This window comes from Streptomyces broussonetiae, from assembly GCF_009796285.1.
GTDB lineage: Bacteria > Actinomycetota > Actinomycetes > Streptomycetales > Streptomycetaceae > Streptomyces > Streptomyces broussonetiae.
This window is the reverse complement of the sequence record NZ_CP047020.1, coordinates 7,042,132-7,064,301: the sequence shown is the minus strand read 5'-3', so window position 1 is coordinate 7,064,301 and position 22,170 is coordinate 7,042,132. Positions and strand designations below refer to the sequence as shown.

Below are 22,170 nucleotides of genomic sequence, written 5' to 3'. Positions count from 1 at the left end.
GCCTGAGCAAGATCGAAAGCAGGGTTCCCGATGGGTCTTTTCCGAGTTGAGACCTCGAGGAAATGTGAGCGCCCTGCGGGCGGCTCGACAGAAGATTTCGCGACATAAGCCCCTGAATGCCACACCCAACACCCTTGACATCATGCGCCACTTGACGACCTACTGGTTCCTGCGCCCGGGAAGTTGACAACGTTGTCCGGTGCGGGCGCAGGAGGGGAATCCGTAGATGCAGCGGAGAACTCGTCACAGATGGGGTCCGGCGGCCGTCCTCACGGCCGCCTTTGTCATGGCCGTCGGCGGACAGGGCTCCGCGGTCGCCCTGCCCGCCAAGGCTCCGGCCGCCGCCCGGGAGTTCGCATCCTCGTTCGAGACGGGTGACCCGGCGCCGGACTGGACCGACACCGTCGACACCGGCCCCGACGGCACCAAGCGCGCCTCGGGCGTCGACGGGGGCTACACCACCGGTATCCCCGGCAATGTCACCGACCATGTCACCGACGTCCGCGCGAGCGGCGAGAACACGGGTGCCGGCGAGGTGAAGGAGAACCTGGTCGACGGCGAACCCGGCACCAAGTGGCTGACCTTCGAGCCCACCGGCTGGGTGGAGTTCGACCTCGACAAGCCCATCAAGCTGGTGACGTACGCGCTCACCTCGGCCAACGACCTCGCCGAGCGCGACCCGAGGGACTGGACCCTGCTCGGCTCCACCGACGGCAAGGACTGGAAGAGCGTCGACACCCGCTCGGACGAGAGCTTCTCCCAGCGCTTCCAGACGAAGTCGTACGACCTGGCCCAGCCGGCCGAGTACCAGCACTTCCGGCTGGAGGTCACGAAGAACAACGGCGCCTCGGACATCCTCCAGCTGGCCGACGTGCAGTTCTCCACCGGCGGCGGGGGCGGGCCGGTGCCGCAGGACATGCTGACGCTGGTCGACCGGGGCCCGACCGGATCGCCGACGGCCAAGGCACGGGCCGGGTTCACCGGAAAGAGAGCGCTGCGCTACGCCGGCCGCCACACGGCGGGCGGCCGGGCGTACTCGTACAACAAGGTCTTCGACGTGAACGTGAAGGTCGGCGCCGACACCCGGCTGTCGTACCGCATCTTCCCGTCGATGGCGGACGGCGACCGGGACTACGACGCCACGAACGTCTCCGTGGACCTGGCCTTCACCGACGGCACGTATCTGAGCGACCTGGGCGCGCTGGACCAGCACGGCTTCCCGCTGTCGCCGCGCGGACAGGGCGCATCGAAGTCGCTCTACGTCAACCAGTGGAACAACGTCGCCTCGAGGATCGGCTCGGTGGCGGCCGGCCGGACGGTCGACCGGATCCTGGTGGCGTACGACTCCCCCGACGGGCCGGCGAAGTTCCGGGGCTGGATCGACGACGTGGCGATCAAGCCGGTGGCGCCCGAGAAGCCCAAGGCACACCTGTCGGACTACGCGCTGACCACCCGGGGCACCAACTCCAGCGGCAGCTTCTCGCGCGGCAACAACTTCCCCGCGACCGCGCTTCCGCACGGCTTCAACTTCTGGACCCCGGTGACCAACGCGTCCTCGATGAGCTGGCTGTACGAATACGCGCGTGCGAACAACGACGACAACCTGCCCACGATCCAGGCGTTCAGCGCGAGCCATGAGCCGAGTCCGTGGATGGGTGACCGGCAGACCTTCCAGGTGATGCCGTCGGCTGCCGCCGGCATCCCCGACACCGGGCGCGAGGCGCGCGCGCTGCCCTTCAGGCACGAGAACGAGACCGCGCGGCCGTACTACTACGGCGTCCGGTTCGAGAACGGGCTCAAGGCGGAGATGGCCCCGACCGACCATGCCGCGGTGCTGCGCTTCACCTATCCCGGCGCCGCCGCGAGCGTGCTCTTCGACAACGTCACCGAGCAGGCGGGTCTGACCCTCGACCAGGAGCACGGGATCGTCACCGGCTACTCGGACGTGAAGTCGGGTCTGTCCGCGGGCGCGACGCGGCTGTTCGTGTACGGCACGTTCGACAAGCCGGTGACGGGCGGATCGGCGAGCGGCGTCAAGGGCTACCTGCGGTTCGACGCGGGCGCCGACCACACCGTCACCCTGCGCCTGGCGACCTCGCTGATCAGCATCGACCAGGCGAAGGACAACCTGCGCCAGGAGATCCCGGACGGCACCTCCTTCGGCACGGTCGAGGAGCGGGCGCAGCGCGCCTGGGACCAGTTGCTCGGCAAGGTCGAGGTGCAGGGCGCGAGCGAGGACCAGCTGACCACGCTGTACTCCAGCATGTACCGGCTCTACCTGTACCCCAACTCCGGGTTCGAGAAGGTGGCCGGGAAGGACCAGTACGCCTCCCCGTTCTCGCCCATGCAGAGCCAGGACACCCCGACCCACACCGGTGCGAAGATCGTCGACGGCAAGGTGTACGTCAACAACGGCTTCTGGGACACCTACCGGACCACGTGGCCGGCGTACTCGTTCCTGACACCGTCTCAGGCCGGCGAGATGATCGACGGGTTCGTGCAGCAGTACAAGGACGGCGGCTGGACCTCCCGCTGGTCCTCCCCCGGCTACGCCGACCTGATGACCGGCACCTCCTCGGACGTGGCGTTCGCCGACGCGTACGTCAAGGGCGTGAAGTTCGACGCGCAGGCCGCGTACCAGGCGGCCCTGAAGAACGCGACCGTGGTCCCGCCGATGTCGGGCGTGGGCCGCAAGGGCATGACCACCTCGCCGTTCCTCGGCTACACCAGCACCGACACCACCGAGGGCCTGTCCTGGGCGATGGAGGGGTACGTCAACGACTACGGCATCGCACGGATGGGCGAGGAGCTGTACAGGAAGACCGGTGAGAAGCACTACAAGGAGGAGTCCGTGTACTTCCTCAACCGCGCCCGGGACTATGTGAACCTCTTCGATCGCGGGATCGGGTTCTTCCAGGGGCGCGACGCCACCGGCAACTGGCGGCTGGACGCGTCGAAGTACGACCCGCGCGTGTGGGGTTACGACTACACGGAGACCAACGGCTGGGGCGACGCCTTCACCGTCCCGCAGGACAGCCGGGGTCTGGCCAACCTCTACGGCGGCCGGCAGGGCCTCGCGGACAAGCTGGACACGTTCTTCGCCACGCCGGAGACGGCCTCCCCGGACTTCGTCGGCTCCTACGGCGGTGTCATCCACGAGATGACCGAGGCGCGTGATGTCCGCATGGGCATGCTCGGCCAGTCCAACCAGCCCGCGCACCACATCCCGTACATGTACGACGCGGCCGGCCAGCCCTGGAAGACCCAGGCGACGGTCCGCGAGATCCTCTCCCGGCTCTACGTCGGCAGCGAGATCGGGCAGGGCTACCACGGCGACGAGGACAACGGCGAGCAGTCGGGCTGGTACCTCTTCTCCGCGCTCGGCTTCTATCCGCTCGTCATGGGCAGCGGCGACTACTCCATCGGTTCCCCGCTGTTCAAGCAGGTCACCGTGCATCTGGAGAACGGCCGTGACCTGGTGGTCAAGGCGCCGCAGAACAGCGCGAAGAACGTGTACATCCAGGGCGTGACCTTCAACGGCCGCCCCTGGACGTCCACTTCGCTGCCGCACTCGCTGCTGTCCAAGGGCGGGGTGCTGCAGTTCTTCATGGGCGCCAAGCCGTCGGCATGGGGCACCGGCAAGAACGCGGCACCGGTCTCGATCACCCAGGACGACAAGGCGCCCGCACCCCGGGCGGACGTACTCAAGGGTGACGGGCCGCTGTTCGACAACACCTCGGCGACTCAGGCCACGGTCACCTCGGTGGACCTTCCGGTCGACCATGCCGTGGCGCCGGTCCAGTACACGCTGACCTCCCCGGCCGACCACACCTTGGCGCCGACCGGCTGGACCCTCGAGGGCTCCACGGACGGCACCACGTGGAAGACCCTGGACCACCGCTCCGGCGAGACGTTCGCCTGGGACCGCCAGACCCGGGCGTTCACCATCGCCACACCGGGCACGTACACCAGGTACCGGCTGGTGCTGGACCGTGCGTCGACGCTGGCGGAGGTGGAGCTGCTGGCCTGACGGGGGCGCGGCACCCGGCAGGGGGGCCCATTCGGGTCCGCCCCCCCTTCTGCCGTGTCCGTTCAGCCGGTGGCCAGGGCGAACACGTGCAGACCGGCGTCGTGCGGGAGCCGGACGCTCGCGACGGTCTTCCCGTGCGGGGCCGTGAACGGCCTGGTGGCGAAGACGTAGGCCGCCACCGGGTCCTTGCCGGCACCCGCGGCATTGCGGTACGCCGTCTTCGCCACGACCTCGTTGCCGTACTGGACGCGGCCCCCTCCTCCGCCGACGGTCCAGTCGGTGAAGGACAGGTCGGCGGTGACGGTCGTGCCGTCGGTGCAGGTGACGGTCGCCGTGGACCGCCGGTCGCCGTCGACCGCGCTGCCGATGAACCGCAACCGGCGTACAGGAGTGGGAAGTTGGATGGTCTGACCGGCGGCCGAGGCGTTGTCCGGGCGGCCGTCGGGCGAGTCGGGCCAGACGAAGGCCAGGCCGCCGACCGCACCCTGGACGCCCCCGGTGAGACCGGCCGCCGCAAGGGCCTGGCGGGAGTAGCTCCGGCCGCCGCCGTCGTAGTCGGCCTCGTCGCGCTCGCCGGTGTCGTCGGAGATGCCGCTGTGGTCGTAGGCGGCGAGAAGGGTGCCCGGGGCGGCCACGGCCAGCGTGACCGGCTGCCGGGAGGAGGTGCCGCCCGAGACCACCGTGACCTGGACGTCGGCGAAGCCCTGCGGGACGTCTTTCGCTGCGGTCAGGGTGATCTCCCGGGCGCCGCCGGTGACCGCGCCCTCGGCCGGCGTGGCCGTGACGCCGGCCGGGACCCGCACCGTGAAGCGCGCCTCGGGCCCGGTGGCGCCGGTCATCGACAGCGCCCGGATGCCGACCTTCGTCCTGCCCCCGGGCGCGAGCACGGCCGTGGTGGGGCCGACACCGAGCTGGTACGGCTGCTCGCCCTCACGGAAGGACGGCGGCGCGCCGCCGGTCCCCCAGCCGGGGTCCGGGGTGGTGGACAGGGTGTAGTCGAGGCGGCCGCCGTCCCGGACGAAGGAGGCCGGGAGCCAAGGCCGGTCGTGGACAAGGCCGTTGAGCTTCAGGGAGCGGACGTACGGCGCGCCGGCGGCGGCGCCGGCCGCGCGGACGGAGATGTCGTTGCCCTGCGGGCGGTGGATCTCGATCCGCTCGAACAGCGGTGACGCCAGGACCAGTTCGGCCCGGGAAGGTACCTGTGGGTACATGCCGAGAGCCGAGAAGACGTACCAGGACGACATCGCGCCGAGGTCGTCGTTGCCGGGGATGCCGCCCGGCCCGGCCGACCACAGCTGCCGCATTGCGGCCCGCACCGTCCGCTGGGTCCGGTACGGCGCGCCCGCGTAGTCGTACAGGTAGGGCACGTTGATCGACGGCTCGTTGTCCAGCTCCGACTTGGTGCCGCCGGCGCCGGTGAGGGCCCAGCCGCCGTCGGCCGTGTGGAAGAAGTCGTCCAGCCGGGCGAGCGCCCGCTGTCTGCCGCCGAGCGCGGCGAAGAGCCCGGCGGGATCGTGCGGGACCATCCAGGTGTACTGGGCCGCCGTACCCTCCACGAAGCCGCTGCCGGTGTCGGGGGTGAAACCGGTGACCCAGCTGCCGTCGGCCCTGCGGTTGGCGATGTAGCCGCCGCCCCGGTCGGCGGCCACGTCGAAGGTGTTCTGCCACCACTGGGCGCGGCGGGCGAAGGCGGCCTGTACGTCCTTCTCCCCTGCCGCCGCGGCGAGCCGTGAGAGCGAGAAGTCGGCCATGGACATCTCCAGGGTCTCGGCGGCGCCGCCCCAGGCGTTGGAGGCGCTCGGCATGTAGTGCAGCTTCAGGTACTTGTCGAGCGAGGGCCGCTGGCCGGCGGACAGCACCGGCCTGCCCGCCGGGGAGAGGTCCTGCTCGGTCGGCACGGTGGCCGCCCGCACGAGCGAGTCCAGCGCGCCGCGCAGATCGAAGTCGGTGCCGCCGAAGGCGTGGATGCCGGCCAGCGCGGTCGGCGAGGGGTCGCCGTTCATGACGTGCGTGCCGCTCGCGCCGTGCAGCCAGCGGTCCCAGACCCCGCCGTGCTGCCGGGCCAGCTCGTACAGCGACTGGGCGATGTCGGATCCGGTGCGCGGGTCGAGGAGGGTGAGCATCTGCACCTGGTCGCGGTAGACGTCCCAGCCGGAGAAGGTGCCGTACTGGGCGCGGTGGCCGTGACCGACCCGGTGCACCCGGCCGTCGCTGCCGCGGTACCTGCCGTCGGCATCGCTGATCACGTTCGGGTGGAGCAGCGCGTGGTACAGCGCGGTGTAGAAGGTGGTGCGGTCGGCGTCCGTGCCGCCCGCGACGCGCAGGGCCCCCAGCCGTTCGCGCCAGGCCCGGCGGGCGGCGGACGCGGTCGCGTCGAAGGAGCGGTCCGGTGGGTTCTCGGCGGCGAGGTTGGCCTCGGCGGACTGCCGGCTGACGTAGGAGATGCCGACCTTGACACCGACCGGCCCGGCGCCGGGTGCGAACTCGACGTAACCGCCGGCGCCCCTGCCCGCGACGGGCCGTCCGCCGTGCGCGAAGCCGCCGGTGCCGCCGGACGCGGTCAGGGACCCGGAGTTCAGCCTGTCGTCCCGCCAGGTGCCCACGCTCCGGAAGGCGCGGTCGAAGTGGGCGGTGAAGTACAGGGTGTAGTAGGCGCGCCGGCCTTCGGGGTCGAGGTGGCCGCAGAAGCCGCCGGAGGTGACCGAGCCGGAGACGGTGCGGGTCCTCGGGTCGATCCTCACGGTGGAGTCCTGCGATCCCACCTCGGAGTTGGCGGTGCGCACCAGCAGCGAGGCGGGCTTGCCGGCCGGGAAGGTGAAGCGGGCCGAGCCGGTGTGCGCGGTGGCGGTGAGGTCGGCCGTGACTGCGGAGGCCATGGCGACCTTGTAGTGCCCGGGTTCGGCGGTCTCGTCGCCGTGGGCGAAGTCCGAGGCGTAGACGGCGTCCGGGGTGTCGCCGGCCGGCGAGGAGGTGACCCTGCCGGCGTACGGGAAGAAGGGGATGTCGCCGCTGCCGCCTGCGCAGCCGGTGCCGGACATGTGGGTGAGGCTGAAGCCCCGGATGCGGGTGGTGTCGTACTGGTAGCCGCCGGGCGCGGCGGTCCTGGTGGCGTCGCCGAGGGTGTTCTCCGGGCTCCAGGAGAGCATCCCGAGGGGCACGACGGCGCCCGGGAAGACGTCGCCGCCGTTCCTGGTGCCGATCAGCGGATCGACGTATGACGTCGGGTCCTTCACGAGGCCCGCGGGCGCGGGATCGGCCGCGCGGGCGAGGGTGGCGAGGCCGCCGGCCGCAAGGAGCACGGCCAACAGCAGGGACGTGGGTCTCAGGCGCATGACGCGGCCCTTCCTCCATGCGGTCGGGGCGCGCACCACAGGTCGCACAGGCCGCAGGGACGGTAACGTGCGCCACCCGTACCACGGAAGGCCGCGTGCGCCCCGCAAACGCCCTCTTCGATCACCCGGTCGGGCTACCTCAAGTGGGTTGACGGCGTTGCCGGTTGGGCCGGTAGAGCCATGGACGGGTCATAGACAACGTTGTCGCGAGCAGGATTTCCGTCGATCCCACAAGCCGGCACCACCCGGGCGGGTACGCCCACCCCCCTCACCCGCCCGGCTCGCGGACCCGGTGCACCGACCACCGGGTCCGCCCAGAGCTGTCCTGTTTACGGGCCGGGCATAGCCACCCGGCGAACATGAGTGTTACAAATGCGGCATGCCGGACATGACGGACCGACCCAGTCGTCTCTCCTGGCGCTCTGTGATCGGCAAGAGTCCGCGCAGTGTCGCCGGGCAGGTCTTCGTCCTGCAGGTGGCGCTGGTCGTGGTGCTCGTCCTCTGCGGCGTCCTTGCCCTGTTCCTGCAGTCGCAACGGGACACCGGGACGGAGGCGAGGCGGCGGTCCATCGCCGTCGCCCAGACCTTCGCCCACTCCCCCGGCATCGTGGACGCGCTGCGGACGCCGGATCCGTCCAAGATCCTGCAGCCGCTCACCGAGGCGGCGCGCAAGGCTGCGGGCGTCGACTTCATCGTCGTCATGAACACCCACGGCATCCGTTACACGCACCCGATCCCCAGCAAGATCGGGAAACGGTTCGTGGGCCAGATCGGGCCGTCGCTGGCCGGCAAGGTCTACACCGAGAGCGTCCACGGCCCACTGGGCCACGAGGAGCAGGCCACCGTTCCGATCGACGACGCCCACGGCAAGGTGGTCGGTCTCGTCTCCGCCGGGCTGAAGGTCAAGCACATCACCAACGCGGTGGACCGGCAGGTGCCGATCATCCTGGCGGCAGGGGCAGGAGCGCTCGTGCTGTCGACCGGGGGCACGGCACTGGTGGGCAGGCGGTTGCGGCGCCAGACCCACAGCCTGGCCCCGGACGAGATGACCCGCATGTACGAGCATCACGACGCGGTGCTGCACTCCGTGCGGGAAGGAGTGCTCATCGTCGATGCCGACGGGCGGCTGCTGCTGGTCAACGACGAGGCGAGACGGCTGCTGGACCTGCCCGCCGAGGCCGAGGGCCAGCAGGTGTCCCAGCTGCCGGACCTCGACCCGGACGTCTTGGAACTGCTCTCCTCGGGACGCGAGGCCACCGACGAGGTGCTGTTCACCGGGGATCGGCTGCTGGCGGTGAACCAGCGGCCCACGGACGGGCCAGGAGGCCCCGGCGGGACCGTGGTGACCCTGCGTGACTCCACCGAACTCAGCGCGATCTCCGGCCGGGCGGAGATCGCCCGGGAGCGGCTCAAGCTGCTGTACGACGCGGGTCTGGGCATCGGCACCACCCTCGACGTGCACAGCACCGCGGACGAGCTGGCTCGGGTCGCGGTGCCGCGTTTCGCCGACTTCGTCACCGTGGACCTGGCCGACGCCGTCCTGCGCGGCGAGGAACCCGGCACCACCGCGACGGACCTGCGGCGCATCGTCATGCGGGGGATCCGGGACGACCATCCGCTCTACGAGAAGGACCGGCTGATCGATTTCCTGCCGTCCACACCCCAGGCCCGGGGGTACGGCAGCGGCCGCTCGGAGCTGGTGCCCGACCTGTCCGCCTCGCCGGGCTGGCAGGCCCAGGATCCCGAGCGCTGCCGCGAGATCCTCGAGTACGGCATCCAGTCGTTGATCGTCGCCCCGATCCGGGCCCGTGGTGTCGTGCTGGGCATGGCGAACTTCTACCGGGCCAAGCAGGAACCCTTCGACGAGGAGGACGTGTCGCTGGCCGAGGAGCTGGTGGCCCGCGCCGCGGTGAGCATCGACAACGCCCGTCGCTACACCCGTGAGCACGCGGTGGCGGTCACCCTGCAGCGCAGCCTGCTGCCGCGGGCCCTGCCCGAGCAGAGCGCCCTCGACGTCGGGTACCGCTACATCCCCGCGCAGTCCGGGGTGAGCGGGGACTGGTTCGACGTGATCCCCCTGCCGGGGAGCCGGGTGGCACTGGTCGTCGGCGACGTGGTCGGGCACGGTCTGCACGCGGCCGCCACCATGGGACGGCTGCGCACCGCGGTGCACAACTTCTCCACCCTGGACCTGCCGCCCGACGAGCTGCTGGGCCACCTGGACGACCTCGTCGGCCGGATCGACCAGGACGAGGCCGACGCGGAGGCAGTCGGCGAGATCACCGGCGCCACCTGTCTGTACGCGATCTACGACCCGGTGACGCGCCGCTGCACCATGGCGCGGGCCGGGCATCTGGCACCGGCGCTGGTCCGCCCCGACGGAAGCGTCACCTTCGCCGATCTGCCGGCCGGGCCGCCGCTCGGCATCGGGGGGATGCCGTTCCAGACGGCCGAGCTGGACCTGGCCGACGGTACCCAGCTGGTGCTGTACACCGACGGCCTCATCGAGGACCGCACCCGCGACCTGGACGTGGGCATGGAGTTGCTGCGGGAGGCACTGACGGGCCATCCCGACCGGTCTCCGGACGAGAGCTGCCAGGCGGTACTGGACGAGCTGCTGCCCGGCCGGCCCACGGACGACGTCGCGCTGCTCGTCGCGCGTGTCCAGGGGCTGGCGCCCGACCGGGTCGCCGAGTGGGACGTGCCCCGCGATCCGGCCGCCGTGTCGGACATGCGCCTGGCCGTGGCCGGGAAACTGGACGAGTGGGGCCTTGCCGAGCTGGGCTTCGGCACGGAACTCGTGCTGAGCGAGTTGGTCACCAACGCGATCCGCTACGGATCCGATCCGATCCGTCTGCGGCTGATCCGTGACCGCGCGCTGATCTGCGAGGTGGCCGACGGAAGCAACACCTCGCCGCACCTGCGGTACGCCGCGACGACCGACGAGGGCGGCCGGGGCCTGTTCCTGGTGTCGCAGATGACCGAGCGCTGGGGGGTGCGCTACAGCCCGCAGGGCAAGGTGATCTGGGCGGAGCAGCCACTGCCGTAGGGCGCCGCCGGGCGGGTCGGGCGGGGCTGCGCAGCGGCCCGGACAGCCGTGCCGGCGGCTCTGCCCTCGCGGGCTGCGGCTGCGCCGCGGGCAGCTCGATGCGGAACTCGGTCCGGCCCGGCTCGCTGCGGAGGTCGGGCGTGGGGCCCGGGGGTGCCTGGCATGTACCGATTCTGTGCCGGTTGCCCGGGGGAAGCCTGTGCTCCGTCCGGGGAAGGGCGACGGGTACGGCACGGCACCGGCGCGTGGCCCCGGGTACGGCGCAGGGCCGCACCCCCGGAGTCCGGGGATGCGGCCCTGTACCGCCGGTCCCTGCCGCTTACTTGCGGATCAGGTTGCGCAGCACGTACTGCATGATGCCGCCGTTGCGGTAGTAGTCGGCCTCACCGGGGGTGTCGATGCGGACGACCGCGTCGAACTCGACACCGGTGTCGGTGGTGACCTTGACCGTGCGCGGCGTGGTGCCGTTGTTCAGCTCGGTGACGCCGGCGAAGGAGAAGGTCTCCTCACCGGTCAGGCCGAGGGACTGGGCCGAGGCGCCCTCCGGGAACTGCAGCGGCAGGACACCCATGCCGATGAGGTTCGAGCGGTGGATGCGCTCGTAGGACTCGGCGATGACGGCCTTGACGCCGAGGAGCGCGGTGCCCTTGGCGGCCCAGTCGCGGGACGAGCCGGAGCCGTACTCCTTGCCGGCCAGGACGACCAGCGGGGTGCCGGCGGCCTGGTAGTTCTGCGAGGCGTCGTAGATGAAGGCCACCGGACCGTCGGCCTGGGTGAAGTCGCGGGTGTAGCCGCCCTCGGTGCCCGGCGCGATCTGGTTGCGCAGGCGGATGTTGGCGAACGTGCCGCGGATCATGACCTCGTGGTTGCCACGGCGGGAGCCGTAGGAGTTGAAGTCACGACGCTCCACACCGTGCTCGGTGAGGTACTTGCCGGCCGGGGTGTCGGCCTTGATGGCGCCGGCCGGGGAGATGTGGTCGGTGGTGACCGAGTCGCCCAGCTTCGCCAGCACACGGGCGCCGGCGATGTCGGTGACCGGGGCCGGCTCCATGCCCATGCCCTCGAAGTACGGGGGCTTGCGGACGTAGGTGGACTCGGCGTCCCACTCGAAGGTGTTGCCGGTCGGGACCGGGAGCGACTGCCACTGGGCGTCGCCCGCGAAGACGTCCGCGTAGGACTTCTCGAACATGTCCTCGCCGATGGCGTTGGCCACGACGTCGTTGACCTCGGCCTCGGTCGGCCAGATGTCCTTCAGGTAGACCGGGTTGCCGTCCTGGTCGGTGCCCAGGGCGTCACGGGTGACGTCCACCTTCATGGAGCCCGCGATGGCGTACGCGACGACCAGCGGCGGGGACGCCAGGTAGTTCATCTTGACGTCGGGGTTGATCCGGCCCTCGAAGTTGCGGTTGCCGGACAGGACCGAGGTGACGGCGAGGTCGTGGTCGTTGACCGCCTTGGAGACCTCCTCCGGCAGCGGGCCGGAGTTGCCGATGCAGGTGGTGCAGCCGTAACCGACCAGGTTGAAGCCGAGCTTGTCCAGGTACGGGGTGAGGCCGGACTTCTCGAAGTAGTCGGTGACGACCTTCGAACCCGGGGCGAGGGTGGACTTGACCCACGGCTTGCGGGTCAGGCCCTTCTCGACCGCCTTCTTGGCGACCAGGGCGGCGCCGATCATGACGTACGGGTTGGAGGTGTTGGTGCAGGAGGTGATGGCCGCGACCGTCACCGCACCGTGGTCCAGCTCGTAGGTCGTGCCGTCGGGGGCGGTGACCTGGACCGGGTTGGACGGGAAGCCGTTCGGGTGGACGGCCGGGGCGTCGGAGGCCGGGAAGGACTCCTTGCCCGCCTCGTCTGCGTCATCCACGTAGTTGCGGACGTCCAGCTTGAACTGCTCGGCGGCGTTCGCGAGGACGATGCGGTCCTGCGGGCGCTTCGGGCCGGCGATGGACGGGACGACGGTGGACAGGTCCAGCTCGAGCTTCTCGGAGAAGTCCGGCTCGGCCTTCGGGTCCAGCCAGAGGCCCTGCTCCTTGGCGTACGCCTCGACGAGCGCGACCTGCTGCGCCGTGCGGCCGGTCAGGCGCAGGTAGTTCAGGGTCTCGTCGTCGATCGGGAAGATCGCGGCGGTGGAGCCGAACTCCGGCGACATGTTGCCGATGGTGGCGCGGTTGGCGAGGCTCGTGGCCGCCACACCCTCGCCGTAGAACTCGACGAACTTGCCGACCACACCGTGCTTGCGGAGCATCTCGGTGATGGTGAGCACGAGGTCGGTGGCGGTGGTGCCGGGCTGCAGCTCACCGGTGAGCTTGAAGCCGACGACGCGCGGGATGAGCATGGAGACCGGCTGGCCGAGCATGGCGGCCTCGGCCTCGATGCCGCCGACGCCCCAGCCGAGGACGCCGAGGCCGTTGACCATCGTGGTGTGCGAGTCGGTGCCGACCAGGGTGTCCGGGTAGGCCTTGCCGTCGCGGACCATCACGACACGGGCCAGGTGCTCGATGTTCACCTGGTGCACGATGCCGGTGCCCGGGGGGACGACCTTGAACTCGTCGAAGGCGGTCTGGCCCCAGCGCAGGAACTGGTAGCGCTCCTTGTTGCGGCCGTACTCCAGCTCGACGTTCTGCTTGAAGGCGTCGTTGGTGCCGAACTTGTCGGCGATGACGGAGTGGTCGATGACCAGCTCGGCCGGCGCCAGCGGGTTGATCTTGGCGGGGTCGCCGCCCAGCTCCTTCACGGCCTCACGCATGGTCGCGAGGTCCACGACACAGGGCACGCCGGTGAAGTCCTGCATGATCACGCGGGCCGGGGTGAACTGGATCTCCTGGCTGGGCTGGGCCTGCGAGTCCCAGCCGCCGAGGGCACGGATGTGGTCGGCGGTGATGTTCGCGCCGTCCTCCGTGCGGAGCAGGTTCTCCAGCAGGACCTTGAGGCTGTACGGCAGGCGGGCCGAGCCCTCCACCTTGTCCAGCCGGAAGATCTCGTACGACTCGTCGCCCACCTGCAGCGTGCTGCGGGCGTCGAAGCTGTTCGCCGACACGACAGTCTCCTTCATTGATGTGCGCGTACCACCGTCATCGTGCCGCCACGCCGGTCTGGCCGATCCGCTAAGGTAAGGCTTAGTTAGGTAACCCTTAGTGGAGTGGCGGGTGCGGTGCGCCTGGCAGATATCTCGATGTCGAGATAACTCTAGTACATGGCCGCCGGATGGTCATGCCGGGTCGGGCCGCGCCCTGCCGTTTTTCGGTGGCGTGGACCACAGCACGGGAGTGCGGACCGCGGTGCGGTCCGCTCCGTCGCCGGGAGGATGTGCCACCTTCCCCGCTTTCGTAACTATCGGCGACTAACGGACGAATCGCTCAAGTGCTCGACATTCCCTGCAGAACCACTGGTCATTGACGTGTCATCACCCGAACGGACCCCCCTGACGGGCGTCATCTCATATCTGAGATAGCCTCAGCCTCATGGCAGACGACTACCTCGTACGCATCGGCAAGCTCATCCGTGACGCCCGGCAGCACCGTGGCTGGACACAGACGCAGCTCGCGGAGGCGCTCGGCACCAGTCAGAGTGCGGTCAACCGCATCGAGCGGGGGAACCAGAACATCAGCCTTGAGATGATTGCCCGTATCGGTGAGGCCCTGGACAGCGAGATCGTCTCCCTGGGGTACGCGGGCCCGATGCATCTACGAGTCGTCGGCGGCCGCCGGCTGTCCGGTGCCATCGACGTCAAGACGAGCAAGAACGCCTGTGTGGCGCTGCTGTGCGCCTCCCTGCTCAACAAGGGCCGCACGGTGCTGCGGCGGGTGGCCCGCATCGAGGAGGTGTACCGCCTGCTGGAGGTGCTGAACTCCATCGGCGTGCGCACCCGCTGGATCAACGACGGCGTCGACCTGGAGCTGGTGCCGCCGGCCCAGCTGGAAATGGCGGCGATCGACGCGGACGCCGCCGTGCGCACCCGCTCGATCATCATGTTCTTCGGCCCGCTGCTGCACCGCATGGACCACTTCAAGCTGCCGTACGCCGGCGGCTGCGACCTCGGCACCCGGACCATCGAGCCGCACATGATCGCGCTGCGCCGGTTCGGCCTGGACATCGCGGCCACCGAGGGCCAGTACCACGCGCAGGTCGACCGCACGGTCCGCCCCGTCCGGCCGATCGTGCTGACCGAGCGCGGCGACACCGTGACCGAGAACGCCCTGCTGGCCGCCGCCCGGCACGACGGCGTCACGGTCATCCGCAACGCCTCCTCCAACTACATGGTCCAGGACCTGTGCTTCTTCCTGGAGGCACTCGGCGTCAAGGTCGAGGGCATCGGCACCACCACGCTGACCGTGCACGGCGTGCCGAACATCGACGTCGACGTCGACTACTCCCCCTCCGAGGACCCGGTCGAGGCGATGAGCCTGCTGGCCGCCGCGGTGGTGACCGAGTCCGAACTGACCGTACGCCGCGTCCCCATCGAGTTCCTGGAGATCGAGCTGGCGGTCCTGGAGGAGATGGGCCTCGACCACGACCGCAGCCCCGAGTATTGCGCGGACAACGGCCGCACCCGCCTGGTGGACCTGACCGTCCGGCCCTCCAAGCTGGAGGCCCCGATCGACAAGATCCACCCCATGCCGTTCCCGGGCCTGAACATCGACAACGTCCCGTTCTTCGCGGCCATCGCGGCGGTCGCACAGGGCCAGACCCTCATCCACGACTGGGTCTACGACAACCGCGCGATCTACCTCACCGACCTCAACCGCCTTGGCGGCCGGCTCCAGTTGCTGGACCCGCACCGGGTCCTGGTCGAGGGCCCGACCCGCTGGCGCGCCGCCGAGATGATGTGCCCGCCGGCTCTGCGCCCCGCCGTGGTCGTCCTGCTGGCGATGATGGCGGCCGAGGGCACGTCGGTCCTGCGCAACGTGTACGTCATCAACCGGGGTTACGAGGATCTCGCCGAGCGCCTGAACTCGATCGGGGCGCAGATCGAGATCTTCCGGGACATCTAGGAAACCCACGCCCGGTCCGAGGCCCCACCGCTCCCCGCGTCCCACGCAGCGCGGCGGGGCCTCGTCTCAGCCGGCGGCGCGGACGAAGGACGGGCGGCCGGCGAACAGTCCGAACGTCGTTTCCGGCACCAGGAGGACGAGCAGAAGCAGCAGGGGCATCCGCCGGCCACCGGTGAAGCTGTGCATGAGGCCGGTCACCAGCGGTCCCAGTCCGGCCACCAGATAACCGGTCGTCTGCGCCATGCCGGACAGTTGCACGGCGACGTCGGGACTGGGGGAGCGCAGGCTCAGCAGGGTGAAGGCCAGCGGAAAGGCGCTGCCGGTGGCCACGCCGAGGAAGACGATCCAGAGCCACCCGGCTTCGGGGGCGAGGACGACGCCGGTCAGGGCCACCGCCTTGGTCGCCGCGATACCCGTGATGAGAGGCCGCTGTGTGCTCAGCCGTGCCGCGAGAACGGGTATGCCGAGACCGAGGGGAATGCTGATGATCTGGATGACGGAGACCATCATCCCGGCCTCCGCCTGGTCGTAGCCGTCGGCGTGCATGATCTCGGGAAGCCACGCCATGAGGGCGTAGGACATCAGGGAGACCAGTCCGAGGAATCCGGCCACGGCCCAGGCGAGCGGGGATCCCAGCAGCGAACCCCCGTTCAATGCCCGGGAGTTGTGGGATGCCTGGCGCCCTCGTGCCGCGAGCGGCCCCCATGCCAGTGCGGCGACGAGGGCGGGGACGGCCCAGACGGCGAGTCAGCATCGCAGAGATGCCGGTGATCGCCGCGCGCAGGTTCAGGACGAGGAGCATGAGTCCGGCCAGCGCCCAGAGTCTGGCCACGCGGCGAACGAACGATGAGAGTTTCACTTTCCCCCCGGGAAATGCCGAAGGCTTCCCCGCCGTCGGGGGAAGCCTTCGCTTGCATGGGACGTCCGGACGCCCGGACGGGTACCGCCTAGACGACGGCCGCGGTGGGCGCCGTGCGGTTGTGGAACGGGCAGGCGATCTGATTCGTCTGGCCCTTGGTCAGGGCGCTCGCGCCGCTCGCGGTGGCTCCGCCTCCGAGGAGCTGGAGGATCTCGGTGGACAGCGGGTCCGGCTGTCCCTTGAGGGCGTCGGCGGTGCGCTGGTCGGTTGACATCCAGTCAAACACTGGCCGACGCGCCGTTCGCCCCTTCCCCCATCGGACACGGCGGGTGATGCTCTGCTCACCGGGGGACATCTGGAGCTTCACTACGCACCCACGGAGGACAGCACGATGCCGCTCGGAAGGATCGCCGTGTACAACGACGCGGACGGCGTGGGCATCATCACCGACGAGGACGGCGAACGGCGCCCGTTCTCGGGCATGGAGACTCAGACCGTACGCGAGGGCCAGCGGGTCCAGTTCGACGTCGTCGGCGAGAAGGCCACCAATGTGATCGCCCTCAGGTGAGGCGTCCGCGCACCGCCTCCCTGGCCACCGGGCTGCCGCCGCGGGGGGCGTTTCCGCACGGTCGTGGGAGTCCGCCGCCGGTGCGTGCCCTATGCGTTCTCACGGGCCGGCGCCGAAGCCGCGGCGGCGGACGGTGTGCGGGTGCGGTCGGGCCACGGGATGCGGAACGCCGTCAGCGTGACGATCAGGGCTGATGCGGCGACCGTGGCCATGCCCAGGGTCAGGCTCGCCGCGCTCGCGACGAAGCCGATCAGGGCGGGCCCGGCCAGCAGGCCCGTGGTGCCCATCGCGGCGACCAGGGCCAGCGCGTCGGAGCCGTGGCCGGCGGCAGCGACGTAGACGCACGGCGTGACGGCGGCCGCGCCGAGGCCGACGCAGGCGAAGCCAAGCAGGGTCGGCAGCACCCCGCCGGCGAACAGGGCGAGGGCCAGCCCGGCGGCGGCCACCGCGCTGCCGACCCGGACCACCCGCCCGTCGCCCCAGCGGGTGCGCCAGCGGTCCGCGCACAGGCGGGCCAGGAGCATCATCACGGAGACGACGGCGATACCGAGCGGCGCCACGGTCGCCGAGGCCTTGACGACGTCCTTGAGATAGAGCGTCGACCAGTCGTTCATGGCGCCCTCGGTGATCGTGCCGAAGGCCATGGCGCAGCCCAGGAGCAAGGTGGTGCCGGTGGGCAGGGTCCAACGGCGTTGCTGCTTCGGCCCGTCGGAGGCCGCCGACTCCCGGTGGGTCAGCAGACCGGGGCGGGCGGCGGTGAGCAGGAGCAGCAACAGGGCCCCGGCCACGGCGAAGTGCGTCGGGACCGACCCGGTCAGGGTGGTCACGCCGGAGGTCAGCAGGGCGGCGGCCAGCAGTCCGGCGCTGAACGTGGCGTGCAGCTGGGACATGGCGGTGCGGTCGTACGCCTTCTCCAGAGCGGCACCCTGGGCGTTCATGGCGACGTTGAGGCAGCCGACCGCGACGCCGTCGGCGCACACGGTGGGCAGCGCCAGCAGGTAGTTCGGGACGACGGCGAGTGCGGCCAGGACGGCGATCAGGCATGCGGCCGAGACGAGGGACAGCCGACGGGAGCCCAGGCGCCGCATCAGGACGGCGACCAACGGGAAGGAGGCCGCGGCCCCGGCCCCGCAGGCCATCAGCAGCAGACCCACCTCCCCGGCGCCCAGGTCCAGCCGGGTCTTGAGTGCGGGGAGGCGGGAGACCCAGGTGCCGTACTGGAAGCCGAGGAAGCAGAACAGCGCCGCTGTGGACCATTTGGCCCGGCGAAAGCCGGCGGGGCCGGTCGTGGTGGGCATCAGCTCGCCTCCCGCTGCGCGGCAAGCCGCGCCGACATGTACACCGCGCCGCTGCCGTAGCCCGCCGGCACGCTCGCCTCACGGTGCGGGTGGTAGCCGTTGGCCCGCCAGAAGGGCTCCTTGCCGGCGACCGCGATCAGCGACATGGTCGCGAAACCGCGGGCCCGGGCCACGCCGGTCAGATGCCGGACCATGCGGGTGCCGAGCCCTCGGCGCCGCAGGGGCGCGGTGACGACGAGGTCGTGCAGGTGGAGGTTGGAGGAGTGGTGGACCACCTGCTCGGGCCGGGCCAGGTCCGGGAAGCGGAACCTCGGGTAGGGCAGGGCGAGGAGGTATGCCGCGATCCGGTCGTCGAGGTCCAGGACGAAGCAGGTGCCCGCCGAGGCCCGGGAGCGCAGGGCGGCCTCGCCCTCCGCCAGCGAGGTGTCCGCGTACGCCCCGGCCTCCAGGGCCGCGACCTGAGGCCAGTCCGCCTCGGTGATGCCCCGTACGAGGTCAGTCATGTGGGTGGTGTCCTTCCTGGCCGGGTACGCAGACGCACGGCAGCGGGCGGTGCCGTTGAACCCCTGGGTCATGTAGCTGGTGGCGTAGGCGCCGGCGGACAGGATCCAGACCGGGTCGCCGGAGGTGAGGGCCGCAGGGACGCGGACCGGGTGGCGGCCCTCGCCGTAGGCGTCGTCGCTGTCGCAGGTGGGGCCGGCGACGATCGCAGGGACGTGGTCCTGTGCGTCGAGGTGGTTCGGGAAGACCATCCGGTGTGTCAACTGGTCCATCTCGTAGAGCCCGTTGAACTTGCCGCAGCTCAGATACAGCCAGTGGGCGACTGTTCCGTCCGGCTGCCGGCGCCGGGTCAGCCGGGAGACGTGCGCGCGGACCGCGCCGTGGTCGGCCACCAGATGACGGCCCGGTTCCAGGACGAAGGCGAGCGGGGAGGGGCTCAGGCCGCGCAGGTGGTCCATGCCCTCGCGGAGCACGGCGAGGATCTTGTCCAGGGGCGGGTCGAGGGGGTTGCCGTGGCGGTCCTGGTAGCCGAGCGCGGGCAGGCCGCCGCCGAGATTGAGGTGGTCGAGTACGATCCCCCGCCCGGCCAGGGCCGTCAGGGTCTCGGCGAGGGTGTCCAGGGCCTGCTGCCAGGCCTCGCAGGTCATCTGCTGGGAACCGACGTGCACGGACAGACCGGCCGGGGTGAGCCCGGCCGCGCGGGCGGACTCCAGGACCCGTACGGCGTCCTCGGGTGTGCAGCCGAACTTGCGGCTCAGGCCCCACAGGGCGCCCTCCCCGCTGGTGGCGAGGCGGCAGAACACCCGGGCGCGCGGCGCGTGCGCGGCGATGGCGGCGACGTCCTCGAGGCTGTCGGTGGCAAAGGTGCGGACACCCAGGCGGTGGGCTGCCGCGATGTCGTGGTCGGACTTGACGGTGTTGCCGTAGTGGATGCGGTCCGGCTGCGCGCCGGCGTGGAGGGCTTGGGTGATTTCGGCGGGGCTTGCCGCGTCGAAGCCGGAGCCCGCTGCGGCCAGGCTGTGCAGGACCTCGTCCACGGGACAGGCCTTGAGGGCGAAGCGGACCCGGATTCCGGGCAGTTCGCCGAGCAGCGAGTTGTACTGGTGCTCGATGCCGCTCAGGTCGTAGATGATCCGGTCGGTCTCGGCTGCGGCCAGGGATTCACCGAGTGCATTCATGGCCGGGCCGCCTCGACAAGGGCGGGCCAGGCCTGTGCCAGGTCGGCGAAGTCCTCGATGTCCGACTCCGCCTCATCCAGCAACTGGCCGCGCATGACGGCGAGCCGGTCGGCGAAGGCGGCATATCTGCCGCCGAGCTTCCGGTACGCCGTGTCCAGTCGGTCCAGGCGCCAGAGGTTCTCGGCGCGGTCGAGGGTGGTGCTCTCGCGCAGGAACTCCACGATGGGGTCGGCTCGTACCCGGCGCCGGTCGTCCAGCAGCCGCTCACCCGCCTCGGCCATGCGGCCGTACACGTCGTGGAAGTAGAGCATCGACAGCAGGAACTTCACGAACCGGCGCTGGTAGGCCGGGAAGCCGGTGTCGCTGCGGCGTTCGGGGGTGTGGAAGTTCTCGATGTGCCGGTTGTGCAGGATGCCGGGCAGGCCGGCGTCGTGCACCAGGTGCAGCAGGAAGTAGTCGCTGCCGATGGTGTCGGTGGCGGGCGGCAGCGGGACGCGCTCGTAGACCGCCCGGTCGAAGGCGATGTTGCACATGTCGACGCGCATGGCGTCGACCACGGTGAGGGTGGCACGGTCACCGGTGAACGGCGCCCTGCCCGCGCCGGTGAAGGACTCCTCGACCAGGTCCCGCTTGCGCTCCTCGGGCCAGTCACCGGGCGCCCACAGGCTGACGACGTCGTGGTAGACGCCGTCGTCCAGCTGCCGTATCCCGTCGATGTCGACGGAGAGTTCACCGACGAAGGAGGCGCCGGCCAGTGACACCGGGTGGCCCAGCAGCGCCGCGTCGAGGTCGGTGCGCAGGCCCGAGGCGGCGGCCTCGGCGGCAGGCCGGCCGAGGTACGGCAGCTCGTGGTGGACCGGGAACACCGGCTGTCCGTCGTGGAGTTGGTAGGTGCTGTCGGAGTCCCTGCGGTGCAGGGAGTCGCAGCCGAGGGCGGTGGCCAGCAGGAAGGCACGGTTGGTGCAGGCGCCGTAGGAGACGGCGGGCGGGAGCATGAGGCTCAGCAGGCGGTCGGGGTCGGGCAGGCCCGCGGTTTCGATGGTCCGGCGCAGGAAGACGCGTTGGGCGTTCTCGTCGAGGTGGTGGACGGTGACGTACGTGGTCGGGGGCAGGGCGGCGACGGCCCGCCTGTGCTCGGCGCGGGTGCGCTCGTCGCTTGAGTCGAGGATGAGCAGCTGGACGTCGGCGCCGAAGCGCCCGGCCGCGTAGGCGGCTTCCTGGTGGATCGCGGTGATGGTGGCGGCGCAGGCCCGGTTGGTGGGCAGGCAGAGGCAGATGCGGTTCACTGCGCCTCTTCCGCGGCGGCGGTCCAGGAGTCCAGTCCGAGCAGCTTTCTGCCGAGCGGGTCGAGCGTGGCGGGCCCGTAGCGGTCGGCCTCGGGTTCGCGGGCGTCGCCGAGGAGCGTGCCGTTCCAGTCGGGTGTCGCACGCGTGCGCCAGGAGTCGACCCGGGAGTCGCGCAGGGTGGTGTGCTCCTCCAGGGCGGGCATCATCGACAGGTACTGGACGGCCCGGACACCGTTGTCAGAGAGGTTCGGAGCGACGCCGTGCGCCAGCAGCCCGTTGAAGATCAGCAGGTCACCGGCCTGGAGGTCGGGGCGGATCACGGGGAACTCGGCGCGGTCGGTGCCGGGCCGTATCGGGTCGCGGCCGGGCGGCTGGGCCACGCGCCACTCCTCGAGGCGGCGGAAGAGTTCCGGGGCGCACTGGAAGCCGCCGAGTTCGGGCCGGGTGTCGCCCAGGGCGATGATGCCCTGCACGCGCTGCGGGAGGACGGTGAGAGTGGTGTCGACGTCCCAGTGCAGTTCGATGTCGAAGCCCTCGTCGGTGGGCTCGATCAGGGAGCGGGAACGGGTGCGTATGTTGGGCGGGTTGAGGTTGAGCCGGTCCAGGGTGACCCACAGCTCCTCGCAGTCCCACACGTCCACGAAGGCGTCGTAGACGCGCCGGTTCTGGCGGCTGTCCCAGATGAGCTGGTGGTGGTAGGCCTCGACGAAGCCGTAGATGAACAGGTGCTGGTCGAGTTCGGAGCGGAACGTCGGCTGTACGTACCAGGATTCGGGGTCGTCGGGGTCCAGTCCCTGGAACTGCCAGGCAAAGTCCAGGAGTTGCTTGGCCTCGCCGGGGGTGATGGCCTCGCGGACGACGACGTAGCCGTACGTCTGCCAGAACGCGAAGTCCTCCGGGGAGAGCACCCTGAGAGGCCGGGACTTCTCCAGGTCGCGCAGCGGGGTGAGGGCGAGGTAGGTCTCGCCGTCGGCGCTGAAGTAGGGGCGGTCGGAGGCGGCTCGGTGGAGGAAGGGGTGGGGCGTCTGCATGCGATTCCTCTGGAAAACAAGTGCCGAACACGTGCGGTTGAGATCCG

At 70.5% G+C, this 22,170-nt stretch carries 11 protein-coding genes and 1 pseudogene; 4 read left to right on the top strand and 8 right to left on the bottom strand.

The window, feature by feature from the left end:
- The first annotated feature begins 226 nt into the window (after positions 1-226).
- Entirely contained in the window at positions 227-4,030 is a 3,804-nt protein-coding gene (locus tag GQF42_RS32510) for a GH92 family glycosyl hydrolase (RefSeq protein ID WP_233273523.1), read from the top strand.
- 62 nt (positions 4,031-4,092) lie between these two features.
- On the opposite strand, the gene GQF42_RS32505 is transcribed toward GQF42_RS32510, so the two are convergent.
- Positions 4,093-7,362: a GH92 family glycosyl hydrolase gene (locus GQF42_RS32505; RefSeq protein WP_158925858.1), complete on the bottom strand. Its 3,270-nt coding sequence runs from the start codon at positions 7,360-7,362 to the stop codon at positions 4,093-4,095.
- Positions 7,363-7,741: 379 nt separating this feature from the next.
- On the opposite strand from GQF42_RS32505, the gene GQF42_RS32500 reads away from it, so the two are divergent.
- A complete protein-coding gene (locus tag GQF42_RS32500) occupies positions 7,742-10,411 on the top strand; it encodes a SpoIIE family protein phosphatase (RefSeq protein WP_158925856.1) in 2,670 nt (889 codons plus the stop codon).
- Between the two features lie 319 nt (positions 10,412-10,730).
- Here the strand turns inward: GQF42_RS32500 and acnA are convergent, their stop codons facing one another.
- Positions 10,731-13,448, bottom strand: coding sequence for an aconitate hydratase AcnA (gene acnA / locus GQF42_RS32495; protein WP_158925854.1), 2,718 nt, complete (start codon positions 13,446-13,448; stop codon positions 10,731-10,733).
- A 424-nt stretch (positions 13,449-13,872) separates the two neighbouring features.
- Here acnA and GQF42_RS32490 point away from each other — a divergent pair, with 424 nt between their 5' ends.
- Positions 13,873-15,402, top strand: coding sequence for a helix-turn-helix domain-containing protein (locus GQF42_RS32490; protein WP_158925852.1), 1,530 nt, complete (start codon positions 13,873-13,875; stop codon positions 15,400-15,402).
- A gap of 66 nt (positions 15,403-15,468) precedes the next feature.
- Here GQF42_RS32490 and GQF42_RS32485 read toward each other — a convergent pair.
- Both GQF42_RS32485 and GQF42_RS32480 read right to left on the bottom strand, forming a co-directional pair.
- Positions 15,469-16,131: pseudogene (locus GQF42_RS32485) on the bottom strand (MFS transporter); the annotation flags it as partial.
- Between the two features lie 218 nt (positions 16,132-16,349).
- Positions 16,350-16,535, bottom strand: coding sequence for a hypothetical protein (locus GQF42_RS32480; RefSeq protein WP_158925851.1), 186 nt, complete (start codon positions 16,533-16,535; stop codon positions 16,350-16,352).
- A gap of 117 nt (positions 16,536-16,652) precedes the next feature.
- Between GQF42_RS32480 and GQF42_RS45090 the strand changes: the two genes are divergently transcribed.
- Positions 16,653-16,829 carry a cold-shock protein gene (locus GQF42_RS45090; RefSeq protein WP_199272876.1) on the top strand — a complete coding sequence of 59 codons (177 nt, stop codon included), beginning with the start codon at positions 16,653-16,655 and terminating at the stop codon, positions 16,827-16,829.
- Between the two features lie 89 nt (positions 16,830-16,918).
- On the opposite strand, the gene GQF42_RS32475 is transcribed toward GQF42_RS45090, so the two are convergent.
- From GQF42_RS32475 to GQF42_RS32460, 4 genes are read right to left on the bottom strand one after another with little or no spacing between them, the layout of a single operon-like run.
- Positions 16,919-18,127, bottom strand: coding sequence for an MFS transporter (locus GQF42_RS32475; protein ID WP_158925850.1), 1,209 nt, complete (start codon positions 18,125-18,127; stop codon positions 16,919-16,921).
- Positions 18,127-19,806 carry a GNAT family N-acetyltransferase gene (locus GQF42_RS32470; RefSeq protein WP_158925849.1) on the bottom strand — a complete coding sequence of 560 codons (1,680 nt, stop codon included), beginning with the start codon at positions 19,804-19,806 and terminating at the stop codon, positions 18,127-18,129. The genes GQF42_RS32475 and GQF42_RS32470 overlap by 1 nt, the downstream gene beginning before the upstream one ends.
- Positions 19,803-21,092 (bottom strand): DUF6271 family protein, encoded by a 1,290-nt coding sequence (locus GQF42_RS32465; RefSeq protein WP_158925848.1) that lies wholly within the window; start codon positions 21,090-21,092, stop codon positions 19,803-19,805. The genes GQF42_RS32470 and GQF42_RS32465 overlap by 4 nt, the downstream gene beginning before the upstream one ends.
- Entirely contained in the window at positions 21,089-22,123 is a 1,035-nt protein-coding gene (locus GQF42_RS32460) for a phytanoyl-CoA dioxygenase family protein (RefSeq protein ID WP_158925847.1), read from the bottom strand. The genes GQF42_RS32465 and GQF42_RS32460 overlap by 4 nt, the downstream gene beginning before the upstream one ends.
- Between the last annotated feature and the right edge of the window lie 47 nt (positions 22,124-22,170).